We start from the raw sequence: 16,275 nt of genomic DNA, 5'->3' as shown, positions 1-16,275 counted from the left end.
ATCTGAAAGCCGTTCTCGAAAATGTAAAAAAAGGCAAAATCGCCGGGACCGGAATTGCCCTTCTCACGGACAACCCCGGTTGCAAGGCCCGGGAAGTTTCAAAAGAATTCGGTCTTCCCGTGCAAGTTCTGGATTTCAAATCCTTCGAAGACAAGGCGGCGTATCACAAAGCCCTTCTCGATCGACTCTTAGAACTAGAACCCGATCTGATCGTAACCGCGGGATATATGAAGATTCTGAAACCCGAAATTATCAGAGCCTTTCCAAACAAGATCATCAATATTCACCCTTCTCTTTTACCCGCGTTCCCCGGTTTGGGCGCCCAAAAGCAAGCCTTTGAATACGGAGTAAAAATCGCCGGTTGTACGGCTCATTTTGTGGATGAAGGAGTCGATTCCGGTCCGGTGATCTTGCAGGGAGTTGTGAAAATCAAGGAGGGAATGTCGGAAAGAGATTTGACTCTGGAGATTCTCAAAGAGGAACATAAAATCCTGCCACTCGCGGTTCAGTATTTTTGCCAGGGTCGGCTTCAGATCCAAAATAGAAAGGTCAGCATTCAATAGAAAATGATACAAATCAAAAAAGCCCTGATTTCGGTCAGCGATAAATCCGGTTTAGTCGAGTTCGCGCAATTCTTAAATCAAAACGGAGTGGAGATCATTTCCACAGGCGGGACCCTCAAACTTCTGAAAGAAAAAGGAATCAACGCGATCGCTATCGATGATTACACTGGCTTTCCGGAAATTCTGGACGGAAGAGTCAAAACCTTACACCCTAAAGTTCACGGCGGACTTTTAGGAGTGACCTCGAATCCGGCCCATAAACAAAAAATGGACGAGCTGAAGATTCCCAAGATCGATTTGGTTGTCGTGAATTTATATCCGTTCTTAAAAACTGTCTCCAAACCCGGTGTATTATTGGAAGAAGCGATCGAGAACATCGATATCGGCGGGCCTTCCATGATCCGAAGCGGTGCGAAGAATTACAAACATACCCTGGTTCTTACGGATCCGAACGACTACGCGGAGGCTCAATCCCTGATTTCCTCCGGAGGAATCTCCGAAGAAGTGTCAGCGAAGTTTATGAGGAAAGCCTTTTCTCATACTGCGATGTATGACACAGCGATCTCATCCTGGTTTGACAAACAAGCCGGCGATGTTTTTCCGGACGTTCTCAATCTTTCTTTCTTAAAAAAACAAAAACTCAGATACGGTGAAAATCCGCACCAGGCCGCCGCTTTTTACGAACCTCTTTTTGTGAAGAGCGACTTCTCTCCTTTGCAAGGGAAGGAGTTGTCGTTTAACAATATGTTGGATTTCGACGCCGCCTTTCATATATCGAGTCTTCTTCCGGAAAACACGGTCTGTATCATCAAACACCTGAACCCTTGCGGGATCGCTTACGCGGACGATCCTCTCGAAGCGTATCAGCTCGCTAGAAGAACGGATCCGATCTCCGCTTTCGGAGGTGTGATCGGAATCAAGGGACTCGTAAGCGGAGAATTGGCGACCGTCATCACAGAAAATTTTGTGGAAGGTGTGATCGCTCAGAAGTTCACCCCGGAAGCCATGGAAATATTTTCCAAAAAGCCGAACATTCGTCTTATCGAGATCGAAGACTTCAAAGAAGCCTTGGACGAACTCGACCTTCGACCGATCCATCATGGACTTCTTATACAAGACAGGGATTATACGACGATCACGGAGAAAGATCTCAAAATCGTGAGTAAAAAACAACCGACTGCGGAAGATATCCGAGGTCTGATGTTTGCCTGGTCCTGCGTACGTTTTATCAAATCCAATGCGATCGTTTATACCGAAGAAAACGCGACTCTCGGAATCGGCGCCGGTCAGATGTCTAGAGTTGACTCGGTTCAATTGGGCGCAAACAAAGCGTTAAACGTTGGACTTTCCGTCGTGGGTTCTTATGTTGCCAGCGACGCTTTCTTTCCGTTTCGGGACGGAATCGACGCACTCGCAAAGGCGGGAGCGAAGGCGATCATCCAACCGGGCGGTTCCGTACGGGATCCCGAAGTGATCCAAGCCGCGGACGAACACGGATTGATTATGGTTTTTACGGGTATGAGGCACTTCAGACACTGATATGGAATTTCTACTCTATCTCATCTTCTTCGGATTTGTAGCCGGGGTTTTAGTTCTTGTGAGCTATTACTTCAAACTCCTATTTCTCTCAGGAAGAGATTCCTTTGAAAGGATGGAACTCGTAGACTGGATCCGAATTCTTCCGGAAGAACTACTCAAACTTTTGGAATCCGGAGGAAGCCTTCAGTACGGAGCGATCGCATTCTTCATTTCCGCTTTTGTTTCCTATCTTTGGACTTTGATGGGAGGAATCATCGGAGCTCCTCACTACGCGGACGCGTTTGGAAATTATTTCTTTCTTTCCTTTTTACTTCCCGTGACTCTCTTTACAACTTACGGCGTTTTGGTGGAACTTATTTTAAAGGATCTTCCATCCACGAGTCCCAATCATTTTTTGGTCCGTTTTTTCGAACAAGAAGTGCCCGTAATCAGCGGATGTTCGATTTCAGTCATCGCTTCCAATCTTGCGGTGTACGGACTTTTTCATGAAATCCCATTCTTGTTCGTACTTCCGAACGTTGGAATCATTGCGGTTTTACTCGTCCTGCGCTGGAACGGAAAGGTGAAGATCGGTGGAATTCATTTCTCGGGTTCGAAAAAGCCTTCTTACGAGGAAGAATCTGAATAAGTTTCCCAAAAAACTGCCGATAGTTAGAATATGAGAATTCTCGTTCTTCTCCTTACTTTCATCATCGCACCCGCTGCCCTGTTTGCTCAGTTGCCGGACGAAGGTCCCAATCGGAGACAACCGAATAATACCCAACAACAGGCCTTCAATCTTTTGGAAGGTTTTGCGGAATCTTCTTGGGGAGAAAGTTATGCGAACCTTCGCGAGAAATTCTTATCTCTTTCCACAAACCCTCAGAACGACGAAAAAGTGGAGATCGTTTTTGAAGATAAGGAAAAAACACTTCTGATTCGAAGAAACGGGATTCTTTATTCTTATCGTTTTTATTCTACTCCAAAGATCGTTTTGGATTCCAGACCTAAGGGTCAAACCGCAAGCGCTACTGCGGAAAACAAATCGGAAATGGACGAAGGAAATCATTCGGCTCCGGGAATTTTATTTTCCGTAGGAGTTTTGTTTCGTTATCTTCCCGGAAAGGAAGTCCAACAAAAACTGGAACAAAAATACGGAAAGCCGAAGAAGGAAGCCTTAGCAGAAAATAAGATCGGCGGCGCGGTTCTCTGGGAAAAAACCGACGAAAAACAGTCCCCACCTAAGGGCGGTTATATCGTTCAGTGGAAAGAATCTTATAAAAAAATGCCTTTCACAAGAAGGGTCGACTATTTCAGTTCCTCTATTAAATTCCAAATCGAAAAAGAATACAAAGAATTTTTTAACGCCGAAGAAATCAAAACGCTTCGTGACTTGATTCCTTAACTTCGCGATCCATAGAGAGCGAAGTTCTTAAGTTCAGGAAGCGAAGCGGACGTCTTCGCGATCCATAGAGAGCGAAGTTCTTAAGTTCAGGAAGCGAAGCGGACGTCTTCGCGATCCATAGAGAGCGAAGTTCTTAAGTTCAGGAAGCGAAGCGGACGTCTTCGCGATCCATAGAGAGCGAAGTTCTTAAGTTCAGGAAGCGAAGCGGACGTCTTCGCGATCCATAGAGAGCGAAGTTCTTAAGTTCAGGAAGCGAAGCGGACGTCTTCGCGATCCAGGGAAACTCAGGTGTCTCATTCCCTACGGGTCATTCGACAAGAGCGAAGTTCTTAAGTTCAGGAAGCGAAGCGGACGTCTTCGCGATCTGAAAATATTCGTTTTCCATCGGCATCTCAAATTCGAATTAAAAGCGGTCGCGAGATAAAAACTTTCAATCCGAGGAGAAATAGACTCTCCGATCGAACTCCGCAGGTTGCCGATTGACAAAAATCGAGTAGAATTCGAATTCAACTTTCCTAAGAGAATCTCGTTTTCAAAAGGAGCGGATTTGCTCAAAATTCTATTGACCTTGACCTAGCTTTCCAACCATGATCTAAGCACGTATTTTTCAGGAGCCTTTTATCATGGAATTATATCTAGATACAGCCAATATCGATGAAATCAAAGAGATCGCATCTTACGGTCTGGTGGACGGGGTCACAACCAATCCTTCTATCATCGCAAAGTCCGGAAGAAACTTTAAAGAAGTCATCAAGGAAATTTGTGCGATCGTTCCAGGCCCAGTGAGCGCTGAAGTTCTCTCAACCAAGTTTGACGGTATGCTGAAGGAAGCGCTCGAACTCGTCGAAATCGCGGAAAACGTGGTCGTAAAAGTTCCCTTGATTCCCGAAGGTCTCAAGACTGTCGTTGAACTCACGAAAAGGAATATTCCAACGAACGTAACTCTTTGTTTCTCGGCGCCGCAGGCGCTACTCGCCGCAAAAGCGGGAGCGACTTTTATTTCCCCCTTTATCGGAAGAGTCGACGATACGAGCTGGGACGGTATGGAACTTATTTCCGAAATCAGAGAGATCTACGACAACTACGGATACGATACGAGAATTCTCGCTGCGTCCATCCGCGGGCCGATGCACTTAAAAGAATCCGCTCTCAGAGGAGCCGACTGCGCGACGATGCCGCATTCCGCGTTTTTGCAGCTTTTCAAACATCCGCTCACGGATATCGGTTTGGAAAAATTCTTAGAGGATGCCAAAAAACTGAAGTGGTGATTTCTATTTTCAAAGCCCTCGAGCGAGGGCTTTGAAACTTTAAGGATTCATAATATGTTTTTCGATTCCACCTTCAGTTTCTTTTTAAGAATTTTTCGGATATCCTCGATTTTTCAAACCCAAATGCAAACAATAGAATCGTTAGATCTCTATCGTTTACTCCGTTTTCGACAAACCGATTTTCTAAAAAGCATTGCAGCCGGATTTCAGATCCGTTCTTAGTAGAATTCAGTAATTTCAAAACGGTTTTACCTAGATCGAAATTCGTCTTCGAAAATCAAATCCATCCATCTCTCAAATTTTCAAGCGCCCGCTTGAATACAAATTTAAGTTTTAAAAAATTTCTCCGGAATCGTCTTCGGAACTTCCTTTCCAAAACAATTCCATTTTGTAACGGAAAGCCCGATATATCCGTCAGGGATTTTTTTTGATTCCGTAGTAATCATCCATCATCAGTTTCATGGATTCTAAAAAGCACATGATCGATTGATGGGAAGCGTCGTAGAACAAATCACAAGAAGTCTGCGTGTTCAAATCCACCGGAATCGCTCCGTATTGTTTGGAAAGTTCTTTGACCTTTGGCCACCAGGTTTTTTCCATTTCCAATTCGTAAAATCTCTTACGATACGTTTCATACACTTTCGGCCAGATCAAATAGACTTTTACGTCGTTCTCCTTCGCTAACTTGAGAAATTGTTCCACAAAATAAAATTGAGTCTGACCGAGCGTAAAACTGGAAAGATATAAATTTCGAATTCGAATCGCGTCCTTTTCCAGACGATCGGGATCGTTGAAAAAAGTAGTATAAGCAAATTGCTCTCCGTGATTTAGATTGAGAACGAGATAATCCGTGTTCAAGGCAGGATTGTACTCGGACAACTTTCCCTCCTGCAATCTTTTGGAAAATAACTTGAGATCCGGGTTGATTCGTCTAACGGCAAATAGACGGTCTAAAAAGAGTTTTTTTCTGTCCTCTATGGAAATATGATCCAAATATTTTAAGATGAATTCGTCGTCGGCTCCGTATTTTAGAAACGGGTCATAATACATTCCCTTCGTATCATCAAAACCTTCCGGACTCACCACGTAAAAAACCAACTTGGGTTTGATTCCCTGTTTCAGGATCTTTTCAAACCAATAAAAGCCGTACGCGGGAACCGCCTGCGGACCGGAAAAATTATAAAGAATCCAATCCTTCTGAAGCTTTTTATCCATTCCCGCCACAGAATACGGATAAGCCCTCGAATCTCCGAAGGCCAAAGCAAGAGAACGCTCTTTAAGATCCTTGTCTCGATTCATTTTTTCAAACAAGGATTTTCTCTGCGTATAATAGACGGTGTTTCCCGCTTGTATAAAATTCTTCCGGAAATATTCGATCGTAAAGATCTTATCCAAACAAAACACAAAAATCAAAAAGATAACCGGGTAATAAATATAAATTCGTTTCATAATACCGCTCAAAACTTAGAGTAAAAAAAGTCCGCGTTACCCGCGTTCATTCCAACCATGACAAAAAGAATAACAAGTCCCAGGACCGGCAGCAATCTCATGCGCCATTTTTCAGGAACCGAATATTTTTCGGGCCATTCTTCGGAGACATGAAAAAGAAATACGAAAATCAGCATATAGATCCCGCTTTCCAGTCCGGTTAACTCTTGTCCTCTCTGAAACGTTAGAATTCTACCTATCGAAGAAATCGCAGAATTAAAATCGGGAGTAAAGAAAAAAGTCCAGGAAATGGAATAGACAAGCAACACGAAAAGATATCGAAGCGTCGGTTTGAGATAAGGAACCTCCGGAAGAATTTTCCATTTCTGAACCTCAAAGAGTCTTTCCAGTGAAAGATAAACCCCCGTGAGAAGTCCCCAAAAAAGAAAATTCAAACTCGCTCCGTGCCAAAGTCCGCCTAACATAAACGTTACGATAAAATTAATCGAAGTTCGTAATTCTCCCTTTCGAGATCCGCCTAAAGGTATGTAGATATAATCCCTTATCCAATAGGAAAACGTTAGGTGCCACCTTCTCCAAAGATCGCCGAAACTCTGAAAAAAGAACGGCGCTTTGAAGTTTTCAGGAAGATCGAATCCCATCAATTTTCCGAGCCCTCTTGCCATATCGGTAAGCCCTGAGAAGTCGAAATAAAGATTCATCGCAAAAAGAAAACAGGTCAACAAAAGCGCCAAGCCGGAATAATCCTTAGGAGAAAGGAAAGCCGGAGCGATCAAAGGTACAACGGCCGCCGACAAAAGTCCTTTTTTGACAAGACCTCTCAAAAACAACCAGAGTCCTTCCGTAAGTTTGGATGGACTCATCGAGGGAGCTGCAAACTGATCGCATACCTGATCGTATCTAAGAATCGGTCCCGCAATCATCACGGGAAAAAAGAATATATAAGAAAAGAATCCGGAAAGGGAAACGTCTTTGTTAAATCCCTCTCTTTTCGAATCCACAGCCAAAGAGATCAGTTGAAACGTGTAATAGCTGATCGTCGCGGGAAGTACGACTTCAAATCCGGTCAGTCCGAACGCGGAGGATAACTTTGCATCCAACGTCGTCTTCTCTTGAAGCGCGGGAATCGAAAAAACGAAACCTACAAACTCCATGAGTAAATAAAAATATTTGAATAGACCCAAGTTGATTAAATTGAGGGTCACCGCCGACTTTACATACCAGGATTTTTCTTTCCAAAAATGAAAGAGAGCCCAGTTGGCGAAAACGATCAAGGCGAGATGAAGCAGAAAATTGAAACTGAAAACCGAATAAAAGAATGCGGAACCTGCGATCAAAAGATACTTTCTGCTTTTTTCCGGAACGTTCCAGTATACTAAGTAGAAGACTAAAAAAAATAAAAGAAATTCTATGCTTAAAAAATTCATTCCCAAACCCCAACCGCGTCTTTCAGAAGATATTTACCTTCCGGAAGATTTAGCTTTTCTAATTGAATCGATCCAACTCGAATCCTCTGCAGATCCAACACGTGTGTTCCCAACGAGTGGAACATTCTTCTGATTTGTCTTTTTTTTCCCTCTCCGAGAATCACTCGATAGACGCAGTCTTTCCCGGGGACGAGTTTAACCATCTTCGCACGCAGAATTTCCCCTGCATCTAAAATCCCCTTTTGAAAAGCGGCTTGGATCTCCTTTTCTCCCGGGTCGAATTTCAACCGGACTAAGTATTCCTTTTCGGAACCGTTGGACGGATGGGAAATTCTCTGCGCGAGCTCGCCGTCGTTTGTCAAAAGAAGAAGTCCCCTTGAGTTTAAATCCAATCTTCCCGCAATCTTATAATTTTTAAACTTTTCCGGAAGAATGGAAAAGACCGTCTTTTCGTGAAATCGGTCCCCGTGCGAGCAAAGATAACCTGCAGGTTTGTTGAGAATTAGAAGTTGTCTCGGTTCCCGATCCGGTCGAACCACCTTTCCCCGAAAAGAAACCACATCGATCTCCGGCAGGACACGGACCGCAAGATCGGTGACTTGTTTTCCGTTGATCTCGATTTGTCCCTTGAGGATCCACTCTTCTGCTTTTCTTCTGGACCCAAGACCACAATCCGCGAGATAGCGATTGAGTCGGATTCCGTCCTTAGGGGGTAAATCGTCCTGAGACTTCATCGATTCATCCATTTCAGAAAGATTCCGAAAATCTTCTACCTAAAACTTCGTTGACCTCGTTCTTCGCCCGGCCAGGATAGAAGCGTAAGGTCCGATCTTTTTTCGGTCTAAGTTACGATGAATCCTCTTAAAAAAAAGCCCCGCACTCATTCTATCCAAGAAGCTCCTGAAAAACCGGAATGGCTCAAAGTAAAACTTACCTTTCCCGATCCCGGGAACAATCCGGTCGAGATCGTGCGAGGATCTCTGGAAGAAAAAAAACTCAATACGGTTTGTGAAAGCGCGTCCTGTCCCAATCTCAATCATTGTTGGTCCCGCAAGACCGCGACGTATATGTTGGGAGGAGATATCTGCACGCGGCGTTGTTCTTATTGCGACGTTGCTTCCGGAAGACCGAAACCTCTCGACAAAGGAGAACCGCAAAGAGTAGCGGAATCCGCGATCGCGCTCGGGCTCAAACACGTCGTCCTCACCGCAGTCAATCGGGACGATTTAGAAGACGGTGGAGCCGCGCACTTTGCGGAAACTTTGGTAAAAATCCGAGAAGGCCTTCCCGATTGTAAGATCGAATTTTTGGTTCCGGATCTCAAAGTGAAGAAGGAATCTTTAGAAATCATCTTTCAGTCCAAGCCCGACGTATTCAATCACAACGTAGAAACGGTAAAAAGACTTTTTCCGGAAGTAGCTCCTCAAAAAAGATACGACCGATCCCTGGAAGTACTGAAGATCGCCGGAGAACAAGGCTTTCTGACGAAGAGCGGTTTGATTTTGGGAATGGGAGAAACGATAGAAGAAGTCAAAGAATGTATGCGGGACCTCGCGGCGGTCGGAGTTTCCCTTCTTACGTTGGGACAGTATCTGCAGCCGACTCCGACGCATCTTCCCGTAAAAGAATATATTTCCCCCGAAGTATTCAAGGAACTGAGAATCTACGGAAAGTCCATCGGATTCAAGGGAGTCTTCTCCGGTCCTTTGGTAAGAAGTTCGTATCACGCCGACGAGCAAGTCTCATGGGCTCTTTAGAAGGTTCTACAGCTCAACCTCCGCCCGAGGAAATTAAGAAAATCTTATATCATTCGATCATTCAATTTCTTTCCGGAAAAGAAGGTCCGGTTAGCAAATCCGAAGTAAAGGATCTTTTCGAAAAGACGATCAACCTCATCCCGGAAGTTTCGGCGCACTGGGCGGAAATCAATCGTTTTGGAAAAAATAAGATGATTCTTCACTGGAAAGAGCAAGTAATGCTTTTGGATATGGAAGAAGTTTTAGATTCGATTCTTTCGCTTTGGAATCAGAAGTTCGATTGAATCGAGTTTATTTTGGAGAATGGATTTATCGTTCGTAGCAACTCTCAAGGTAAAAAGGAAGTTTTAGAACTTCGGATTCAAAAAAATCAATCGAACTGATAGAGTCCGATTTTGTATTTTCTTAAAAGTAAGTCGGCTTTTTTCGAATGACTTTTTCCGGATTGATCTTTTTTTGAATACGCCATTGTGGAATCGGTCCCGCACCATTTCCGAATATCGTATCGAAGGGAGTCGTGGACGGTAATATATTCGGTAACGTCGTAAACGCTCTTTTCGATCAGGATCCAACAGCTTGTACTCGTGTTGTGAAGTTTTAATTCTTCCATTGAGATGGTTTTATCTTTCGGCCAGACGGGCGTTAGGAGACAAACTCCGATTATAACAAAATATTTTACCATGGGGAAAATTCCTCTGAATGAATCTTTTTATTTGAAATACCTTGAGAGTGCAAGTATCTTCGAACGGTTTTCATAAACATTGGCGGTCCGCAGATAAGATATTCCGCATTTGTATTTTTAGAAAAATACGGATTCAGAATGGAAAGATCCGGATGCTGTTTTTGTGGAACCTCTTCAAGACGATATTGAAACTGAGCATATTTTTTTGAAATTTCTTCCAACTCGGCTCGGACAGATAAATCATTTGGATCCGAAAAAAAATACAAAAGTTGAATCTTCCCGGAGGAACGAAATTCTAAACATCTCGCTTTTCCTAAAAAAGGGGCAATTCCGATTCCACCCGCGATCCAGACCTGATCCTTTTGCCAATCGATTTTCAACTCCTGAAACGGACCCAATGCTTTGATTTTGTCTCCGGGAATCGATTTTAACAACTGTCTTGTATCCTTTCCTAGGCTTTTGATTCTTACCCGAAGCAAATCGCTTTTTGAGCAGGAGGCGATCGAAAAAGGATGCCAATCAGAAGAGTATTCTTTTCCTAAAAAACGGAGATAAAGAATCGCGCCCGCTGTATATTCTTCACGGGATATTTGTTTTTCGGATTCAGGGATCAGATCCAATTCAATGGAAGAATCGGAGATTCGGTTTATCTTTTGAATTTTCCAGCAATTTCCACTCCAGTTTCTAAGAAGAATCGCGAGAATACTTCCAAGACCCAAAATTACACAAATGAAAAATAAGATCTTGTGCGAAGATTCTTCGGAAAGAAAGAGATAACCGTGAATGACGGTGAGGAAATACGAAGGAATCAAAAAAAGATGAATCACAAACCAGGGGCGATATTTTTCCAACTTCCAAAATGCGAAGACAATACTCAACGAGTAGATCAGAAAGCCGATCTCTCCCGTTAAGACGGAGGGTTCATCCCAGATAATAAGTATTTCCGGAAATGAAACGGTCTCAAAGATGACGTGGGCGAAAACGAAAAGCGTCGTAAAAATTCCAAACCAGTGGTGTAAGCGGTATTGAGAAGAAATCCCATCTAAGAAAGAGGACAGACTTTTTAACTTCAAAGCCAAGTAGAAGGTGATGGAGAATAGCAATAGACCGAGAATCGGTAGATAGATCTCTAAGAATTCCAATTTTCGCTTTGTGTTTCCGTTTTAAGTCCTGGATTCAATTCTTACAATCTATATCCAGAATCGCAAGGGGAATTCTTCTAAAACGATAAGTGACTCTATGAGAAACTATCGTCGGATCACCACCCTCTTGCTGCGCAGAACCTTATCCACAAAGTGAACGGAATCTTTAAAAGAATCTGTCGTAACTCCGACGATTCTTCGTAAAACGTCGCGCGCCCCACTCAGAGTTCGGGTGGAGGGGTGATGAGCGACTCGTAGGGAGCGAATCATTGAGTTTCGGTGGTGGAAAACTCCGGGCAGACTTCTTTCTATCAGAAAATCATACTTTTTGCAAGTATAAAGTCGTAAATGTAGGAGCTTCTACAAAAATTTCTACTGGGATTCTGTTGAATCTACATTGTTCTCCAACTTGTCGGTAGGCTTTCTAACAATAGGCGTTATAAACAAACTTTCTTCCCGTGGAACATCCTCTCGTTTTGTTCCAACTCATTTGTGTAAACAATTGTCCGTACAAAGAAAAACCCGAGTTTTTACACCCGGGTTTTTTCCACCTGATTTCAGGTTCAGTCTCTGTTATCAGAATTTAGCTTTCGTTTGGAAGTCGTAGATCACTTCTTGGACATCCGCTTGATTGATCTTCTTAATACCTTGTTCGGTATGAACGATCATAGTGGATCCTTGTTGATCAACGATTGCACCGATCAAAGAAGATCCGTCAGTCATTACGATCTTTTCGATTCTTTCGTAATAGTTTACGATATCTTTGCTGGACTTCAGTTCTTTTGGAGCGGAAATCAAAACTTGTTTGAATTTCTTAGCTTCTTCTTCTTGACGAGAAGCTACTTCACTTTCAAGTTTCTTTCTTTCAGATTCGAGAGCGGCCGCTTTTTGTTCGTCCACTTTTCCGGAAGATTCTTCGTTGATACGAACCATTTTCTCGGAAGTTTCTTTGTCGACGGTTACGATTGTTCTAAGTTCTTCTTCGTCTTTTTTGGAAATTCCGGAATTATCCAACTTCTTAACAACGCCTGAGATATTTTTCTCAACGTTAGATCCGATTTTGGAAGTATCTTTGATATCAAGAGATTTATCATCCGCTTTCATTACGGAAGCTTGATTTTTCTCGAGAACGATTTCGGAAGAAGCAAGAGATTGTTGGATCTTTTTCAGATCTTCGTTCTTCGCAATTTCTTCGTCGCTCAATCCTTCCAGAGCGGCGACGCGAGGAGCTACTGCAACCGCACCGTCCAACACTTTTACAGTGGCTTTGTCGGATTTAGATCTCTCTACGATAAAGGAAGTTCCGCGCACACCAGCGATCGCGGTCGGAGTAACCACGGAAAACTGATCGTCTTTGGAAGCCTTGTTCACTTTCGCGAAAACCTTTCCGGAAACAAGAGCCAATCTTGTATCGGAGTTTCCTTTCGAATTGATAGAAAGAGCGTCAAAATCGATTACTGAATTTTCAGAGATACGAATCGCGGATCCGTCTGCAAATTGAATATCAACTTTAGATTTTTCTTTTGTAGTTACTTTGTCGCCGGTCTTTAAACTCGCGCCCAAAGTCGCCTTTTCTTCCGTTAAGTCAGTGTGAAGAATTTTAGCTTCTCCAACGCTGAAAACAACTACAGCCGAGGGACTGTTTTCTTTACCAGTAGTGGCTGCCTGGGAATTTTCGGTAGGTTTCTTGCATGCGCTGAACACCAGAATTCCGGCGGTCAAAGCGATGGAGGAAACGATTAATAGCTTCTTCATACCCATTTTCCTTAAGATTGGATTGATAACAGGACTGCGGTGGTGGCAGCCTCTATCTATGTTACTCAACAGGCAACATAATCGGATTTTCCAATTCTTTCAATTTTTTTTTACGAAATGCAATATATTTCCTGACCCAAAATCGGCAAAATAAATTTCGCCTTTTCCGTCCTGTCCGAAGGTGCTAATTTGGAATGGTACCTGGAAGAGAAGGTCATTCGATATTTTTTTACCATTTTTCTGCCTCAAAACCCAGATTCTTCCCGTAACAAAGTCTCCATAAACGTAGGAACCTACGAGTTTAGGGAGTTCCTTGCCTCTGTAAACGTAGCCTCCGGTGATAGAATGCCCTTCTTCCCTCGGATATTCGTGGATTGGGTCCGCGATTCCGGGTAACGAGCACCCTGGATTGGACTTAAAACAGTGAAAGCCTTCTTTGATATTCCACCCGTAGTTCCCTCCTTTTTGAACCAAGTCGATTTCCTCAAAAGAATTTTGCCCTACGTCGGCTAAATACAATTCCCCGGTAAGGGAATCAAAGGAAAATCTCCAGGGATTTCTGAGTCCATACGCCCAAATTTCGGGTAAATATCCGGGTTTACTTAGGAAAGGATTGTCTTCCGGAACCTTGTAAGGAGCGCCCACAAGTTTAGAATTCGGTGCAATACGGAGCAGTTTTCCCAAGAAAGTTCCCGGATTTTGTCCGTTTTTATAAGGATCATTCGCGCCGCCCCCGTCTCCAAAACCGATATAGAGTTTTCGATCCGGTCCGAAGGCGATCTGACCCCCGTTGTGATTGGAATAAGGTTGTTCTACTTTTAATACGGTCCGTTTTGCGTCCTCGATTCTTTGAATAGAATCGGATTTCCATTCGAATTCTAAAATTTTAGAATGATCTTTGCCGTTTTCCTTTACGACTACGTGAACAAAGAATTTAGAATCCGTCGCAAAATCCGGAGAAAATGCAAGTCCGAGAAGTCCCTCCTCGGAAAGAGTTTCCACTTGTCCCGTAAAGTCGGCGCGGATCGTTTTTTGTTTTTTGGCGAGATCGAATTCCACCATCCTACCACGTTTTTCCAAAACGATCATCCGGTTGGAATCGCCTGGAAAAAATTGAATGTCCGTAGGTTCTTGAAATCCCCCCGCAACGGTCGTATACCAGGGAATCGCGGAGATTTTGGATTCCTTGGAAACTTTTTTAGATGCTCCGGTTGGATTCTTTGCGAGGAGCGAAGAATGGAAGGAGGCAAATAAGAACAAAAAGACCGGAGGGAAGACGCGAAACGATGTAGTTTTAAAAAACATGATTCTTTCCTACTTTTTTCCCTCCGTGGGTCAACAGGATTTCACAAATGGGAAAGAAACTTGTTTTTAGGACGCGAAACGATTTCTATTTAACGATTAGAACGAGAACGACAGAAACGTGGTTTGATCAAAAACGGAGGTTTCTCTCTCAAAAAAACTGCGTGTAATTTCGGTTCCTTCGGGAAGATTGTCTAATTAGAGATGGAAGTCACAGATTCAATCCGCCAAAGTTCTACCATTCCCCTCCTCGAAGAAATGGAGAGGAAATACAAATCCATTCCGATGGAAGCCATCGTAAAACAGGACATCCTGAGACAAGGAATTCACTTTCTCAAGGAAGCGTTCGAAGTGACCGGCGAATATAAGACCAAAGACTACTTTATATTCTCTTTTGATCATATTCCACTTTCTGAATTGAGTGAAGGTGCGGACGTTAAGGCGCCCGAAGAGATCAAGGTTTCCGGAGGTCACTTCAATCTCCTTCCGACCGTGATCTCCACCCGCAACAACCCGAACTCTCCTTACAAAGTCAAAAAATCGCAGGACGGAAAACCTTCTCTTTATCTTGGGGAAACTTTTTTAGGAAACGTAGAATTTCCTCCTCTTCCCGCATGGTACAGACACAAAACTCAGAACGGAAAACTTCCGGGCGAAATCGCTCCGGTAATCGAATGGGGTTATCTGATCTATCTTACGGTTTTCAGAAACTGTCAGTATTTCGGAAAAGAAGAGGAATGCGCCTACTGCGATATCAATCATAACTATCGTCAGCAGAAGAATGCCGGAAGACCTTACACCGGCGTAAAGGACATAGAAGACATTCTGGAAGTTCTTTCTTGGATCGACGCCGAAGATAAAACCGCCAAGGTTTACACGATCACAGGAGGAAGTGTCATCACTTCCTTAAAGAAAAAGAACGAGATCGATTTCTACTTGGATTACGCTCAGGCCATCGAATCTAAATTCCCCGGAAGATGGATGGGAAAAATCGTTTCCCAGGCCTGGGAAATCGAGGATTGTAAAAAATTTAAAAACGCCGGAATTCAAGTCTATCATCCCAACTACGAAGTCTGGGATAAGAATCTCTTTCAAAAAATATGCCCCGGAAAAGAGGCTTATATCGGAAGAGACAATTGGATTCGAAGAGTTGTGGATTCCGCCGAAGTGTTCGGACCTTCTTACGTGATCCCGAACTTTGTGGGCGGAGTGGAACTTTCCAAACCCTACGGTTTTGCAACGGTCGCAGAAGCGATCGCTTCCACCGGAGAAGGTCTGGATTTCTTTATGTCCAAGGGAATCATGCCTCGTTTTACTGCCTGGTGCCCCGAGCCGTATACGACCTTAGGAACACAAGCCGGGCCGCCTCTTGAATATTTCTGCGAACTTTTGACAGTCTGGAAAGCTACATTCGAAAAGTATAATTTACCGGTTCCTCCCGGCTACGGCGAACCCGGACCTGGAAAGGCCGTATTTTCCGTTTCGGCTTTTATGGATGTGATCGGTTACGGTGGAAGAAATTAAAAATTCTCCGTTCTAAAGTTTCCAATGACTCGGACGGCCGAGATTGTGAAATCTACCGGAAGGAATGTGCATCGGGTTGTGCCGATAACCGCCGCCGGTTCCGAACGTACCATAAGACTGATTTCGATAGTAATTCGGATATCCCGCACGGTTTTGATATCCATAAGAAGAATAACCGCGATAGCCCTCGCAATTTCCAGCGTAGTTCGCGGCGCAGTCGTTGTAATTTCGATATAAATACGGCTGACAACTCATACCGAAAAAAACGAGAAAACTAAAAATCCCCAGAAATGGAAACAGAATTCTTACGTTTGCTTTCATTGGAATTTCTCTCTTGCCATTCACTCGAATGACAAAACTCATACTACATCCGAAAATCGTTCTCGTCTATAGGGAATCACCGTATTGCGGGAACTACCCAAAGCCAAAACCCCGACTTTTCGATTCGATTGAAAAAATGTAAGGATCAAAAATCTTCCCCGA

16 protein-coding genes are annotated in these 16,275 nt (G+C 43.6%); 8 read left to right on the top strand and 8 right to left on the bottom strand.

Annotation, left to right across the window (positions count from 1 at the left end):
• The 5 genes from purN to fsa all read left to right on the top strand — a co-directional run.
• Window positions 1-563 (top strand): phosphoribosylglycinamide formyltransferase (gene purN, locus CH376_RS15545; RefSeq protein ID WP_100788182.1); only part of this gene is annotated, 563 nt, incomplete at its 5' end.
• 3 nt (window positions 564-566) lie between these two features.
• Window positions 567-2,102 carry a bifunctional phosphoribosylaminoimidazolecarboxamide formyltransferase/IMP cyclohydrolase gene (purH, locus tag CH376_RS15540; RefSeq protein ID WP_100786430.1) on the top strand — a complete coding sequence of 512 codons (1,536 nt, stop codon included), beginning with the start codon at window positions 567-569 and terminating at the stop codon, window positions 2,100-2,102.
• Between the two features lies 1 nt (window position 2,103).
• Complete coding sequence (locus CH376_RS15535) at window positions 2,104-2,730, top strand: hypothetical protein (protein WP_100786429.1); 627 nt, start codon at window positions 2,104-2,106, stop codon at window positions 2,728-2,730.
• Between the two features lie 30 nt (window positions 2,731-2,760).
• Window positions 2,761-3,486, top strand: coding sequence for a hypothetical protein (locus tag CH376_RS15530; RefSeq protein WP_100786428.1), 726 nt, complete (start codon window positions 2,761-2,763; stop codon window positions 3,484-3,486).
• 623 nt (window positions 3,487-4,109) lie between these two features.
• Complete coding sequence (fsa, locus tag CH376_RS15525; protein ID WP_100786427.1) at window positions 4,110-4,754, top strand: fructose-6-phosphate aldolase; 645 nt, start codon at window positions 4,110-4,112, stop codon at window positions 4,752-4,754.
• 414 nt (window positions 4,755-5,168) lie between these two features.
• On the opposite strand, the gene CH376_RS15520 is transcribed toward fsa, so the two are convergent.
• Genes CH376_RS15520 through CH376_RS15510 form a run of 3 tightly spaced genes read right to left on the bottom strand, consistent with a single transcriptional unit; the run spans window position 5,169 to window position 8,364 of the window.
• Window positions 5,169-6,203 carry a DUF1574 domain-containing protein gene (locus CH376_RS15520; RefSeq protein WP_100786426.1) on the bottom strand — a complete coding sequence of 345 codons (1,035 nt, stop codon included), beginning with the start codon at window positions 6,201-6,203 and terminating at the stop codon, window positions 5,169-5,171.
• Between the two features lie 8 nt (window positions 6,204-6,211).
• Complete coding sequence (locus CH376_RS15515; protein WP_100786472.1) at window positions 6,212-7,630, bottom strand: MBOAT family O-acyltransferase; 1,419 nt, start codon at window positions 7,628-7,630, stop codon at window positions 6,212-6,214.
• Complete coding sequence (locus tag CH376_RS15510) at window positions 7,627-8,364, bottom strand: pseudouridine synthase (protein ID WP_100786471.1); 738 nt, start codon at window positions 8,362-8,364, stop codon at window positions 7,627-7,629. Before CH376_RS15510 ends, CH376_RS15515 begins: the two co-directional genes overlap by 4 nt.
• A 117-nt stretch (window positions 8,365-8,481) precedes the next feature.
• Here CH376_RS15510 and lipA point away from each other — a divergent pair, with 117 nt between their 5' ends.
• Together lipA and CH376_RS15500 are read left to right on the top strand one after the other, a co-directional pair.
• The gene (gene lipA, locus CH376_RS15505) at window positions 8,482-9,387 is read left to right on the top strand and encodes a lipoyl synthase (RefSeq protein WP_100786425.1); all 906 of its coding nucleotides are present in this window, start codon (window positions 8,482-8,484) and stop codon (window positions 9,385-9,387) included.
• On the top strand, window positions 9,375-9,671 hold the full coding sequence (locus tag CH376_RS15500; protein WP_100786424.1) for a hypothetical protein: 297 nt from the start codon (window positions 9,375-9,377) through the stop codon (window positions 9,669-9,671). The genes lipA and CH376_RS15500 overlap by 13 nt, the downstream gene beginning before the upstream one ends.
• 86 nt (window positions 9,672-9,757) lie before the next feature.
• On the opposite strand, the gene CH376_RS15495 is transcribed toward CH376_RS15500, so the two are convergent.
• The 4 genes from CH376_RS15495 to CH376_RS15480 all read right to left on the bottom strand — a co-directional run bounded on the left by CH376_RS15495 (window position 9,758) and on the right by CH376_RS15480 (window position 14,271).
• Entirely contained in the window at window positions 9,758-10,069 is a 312-nt protein-coding gene (locus tag CH376_RS15495) for a cytochrome b5 domain-containing protein (protein WP_100786423.1), read from the bottom strand.
• Window positions 10,063-11,211: a ferric reductase-like transmembrane domain-containing protein gene (locus tag CH376_RS15490; protein ID WP_100786422.1), complete on the bottom strand. Its 1,149-nt coding sequence runs from the start codon at window positions 11,209-11,211 to the stop codon at window positions 10,063-10,065. The genes CH376_RS15495 and CH376_RS15490 overlap by 7 nt, the downstream gene beginning before the upstream one ends.
• A gap of 576 nt (window positions 11,212-11,787) precedes the next feature.
• Complete coding sequence (locus tag CH376_RS15485; RefSeq protein WP_100786421.1) at window positions 11,788-12,966, bottom strand: lipoprotein LipL45; 1,179 nt, start codon at window positions 12,964-12,966, stop codon at window positions 11,788-11,790.
• 99 nt (window positions 12,967-13,065) lie between these two features.
• Window positions 13,066-14,271, bottom strand: coding sequence for a PQQ-dependent sugar dehydrogenase (locus tag CH376_RS15480; RefSeq protein ID WP_100786420.1), 1,206 nt, complete (start codon window positions 14,269-14,271; stop codon window positions 13,066-13,068).
• Window positions 14,272-14,472: 201 nt separating this feature from the next.
• Between CH376_RS15480 and CH376_RS15475 the strand changes: the two genes are divergently transcribed.
• A complete protein-coding gene (locus CH376_RS15475; protein ID WP_100786419.1) occupies window positions 14,473-15,792 on the top strand; it encodes a radical SAM protein in 1,320 nt (439 codons plus the stop codon).
• Window positions 15,793-15,804: 12 nt separating this feature from the next.
• On the opposite strand, the gene CH376_RS15470 is transcribed toward CH376_RS15475, so the two are convergent.
• Window positions 15,805-16,113 carry a hypothetical protein gene (locus CH376_RS15470; protein WP_125231948.1) on the bottom strand — a complete coding sequence of 103 codons (309 nt, stop codon included), beginning with the start codon at window positions 16,111-16,113 and terminating at the stop codon, window positions 15,805-15,807.
• Window positions 16,114-16,275: the final 162 nt, after the last annotated feature.

The organism is Leptospira adleri (assembly GCF_002811985.1).
GTDB classification, from domain to species: domain Bacteria; phylum Spirochaetota; class Leptospiria; order Leptospirales; family Leptospiraceae; genus Leptospira; species Leptospira adleri.
Note: the sequence above shows the minus strand (reverse complement) of the source record. Positions and strands in the feature narration are given on the sequence as shown.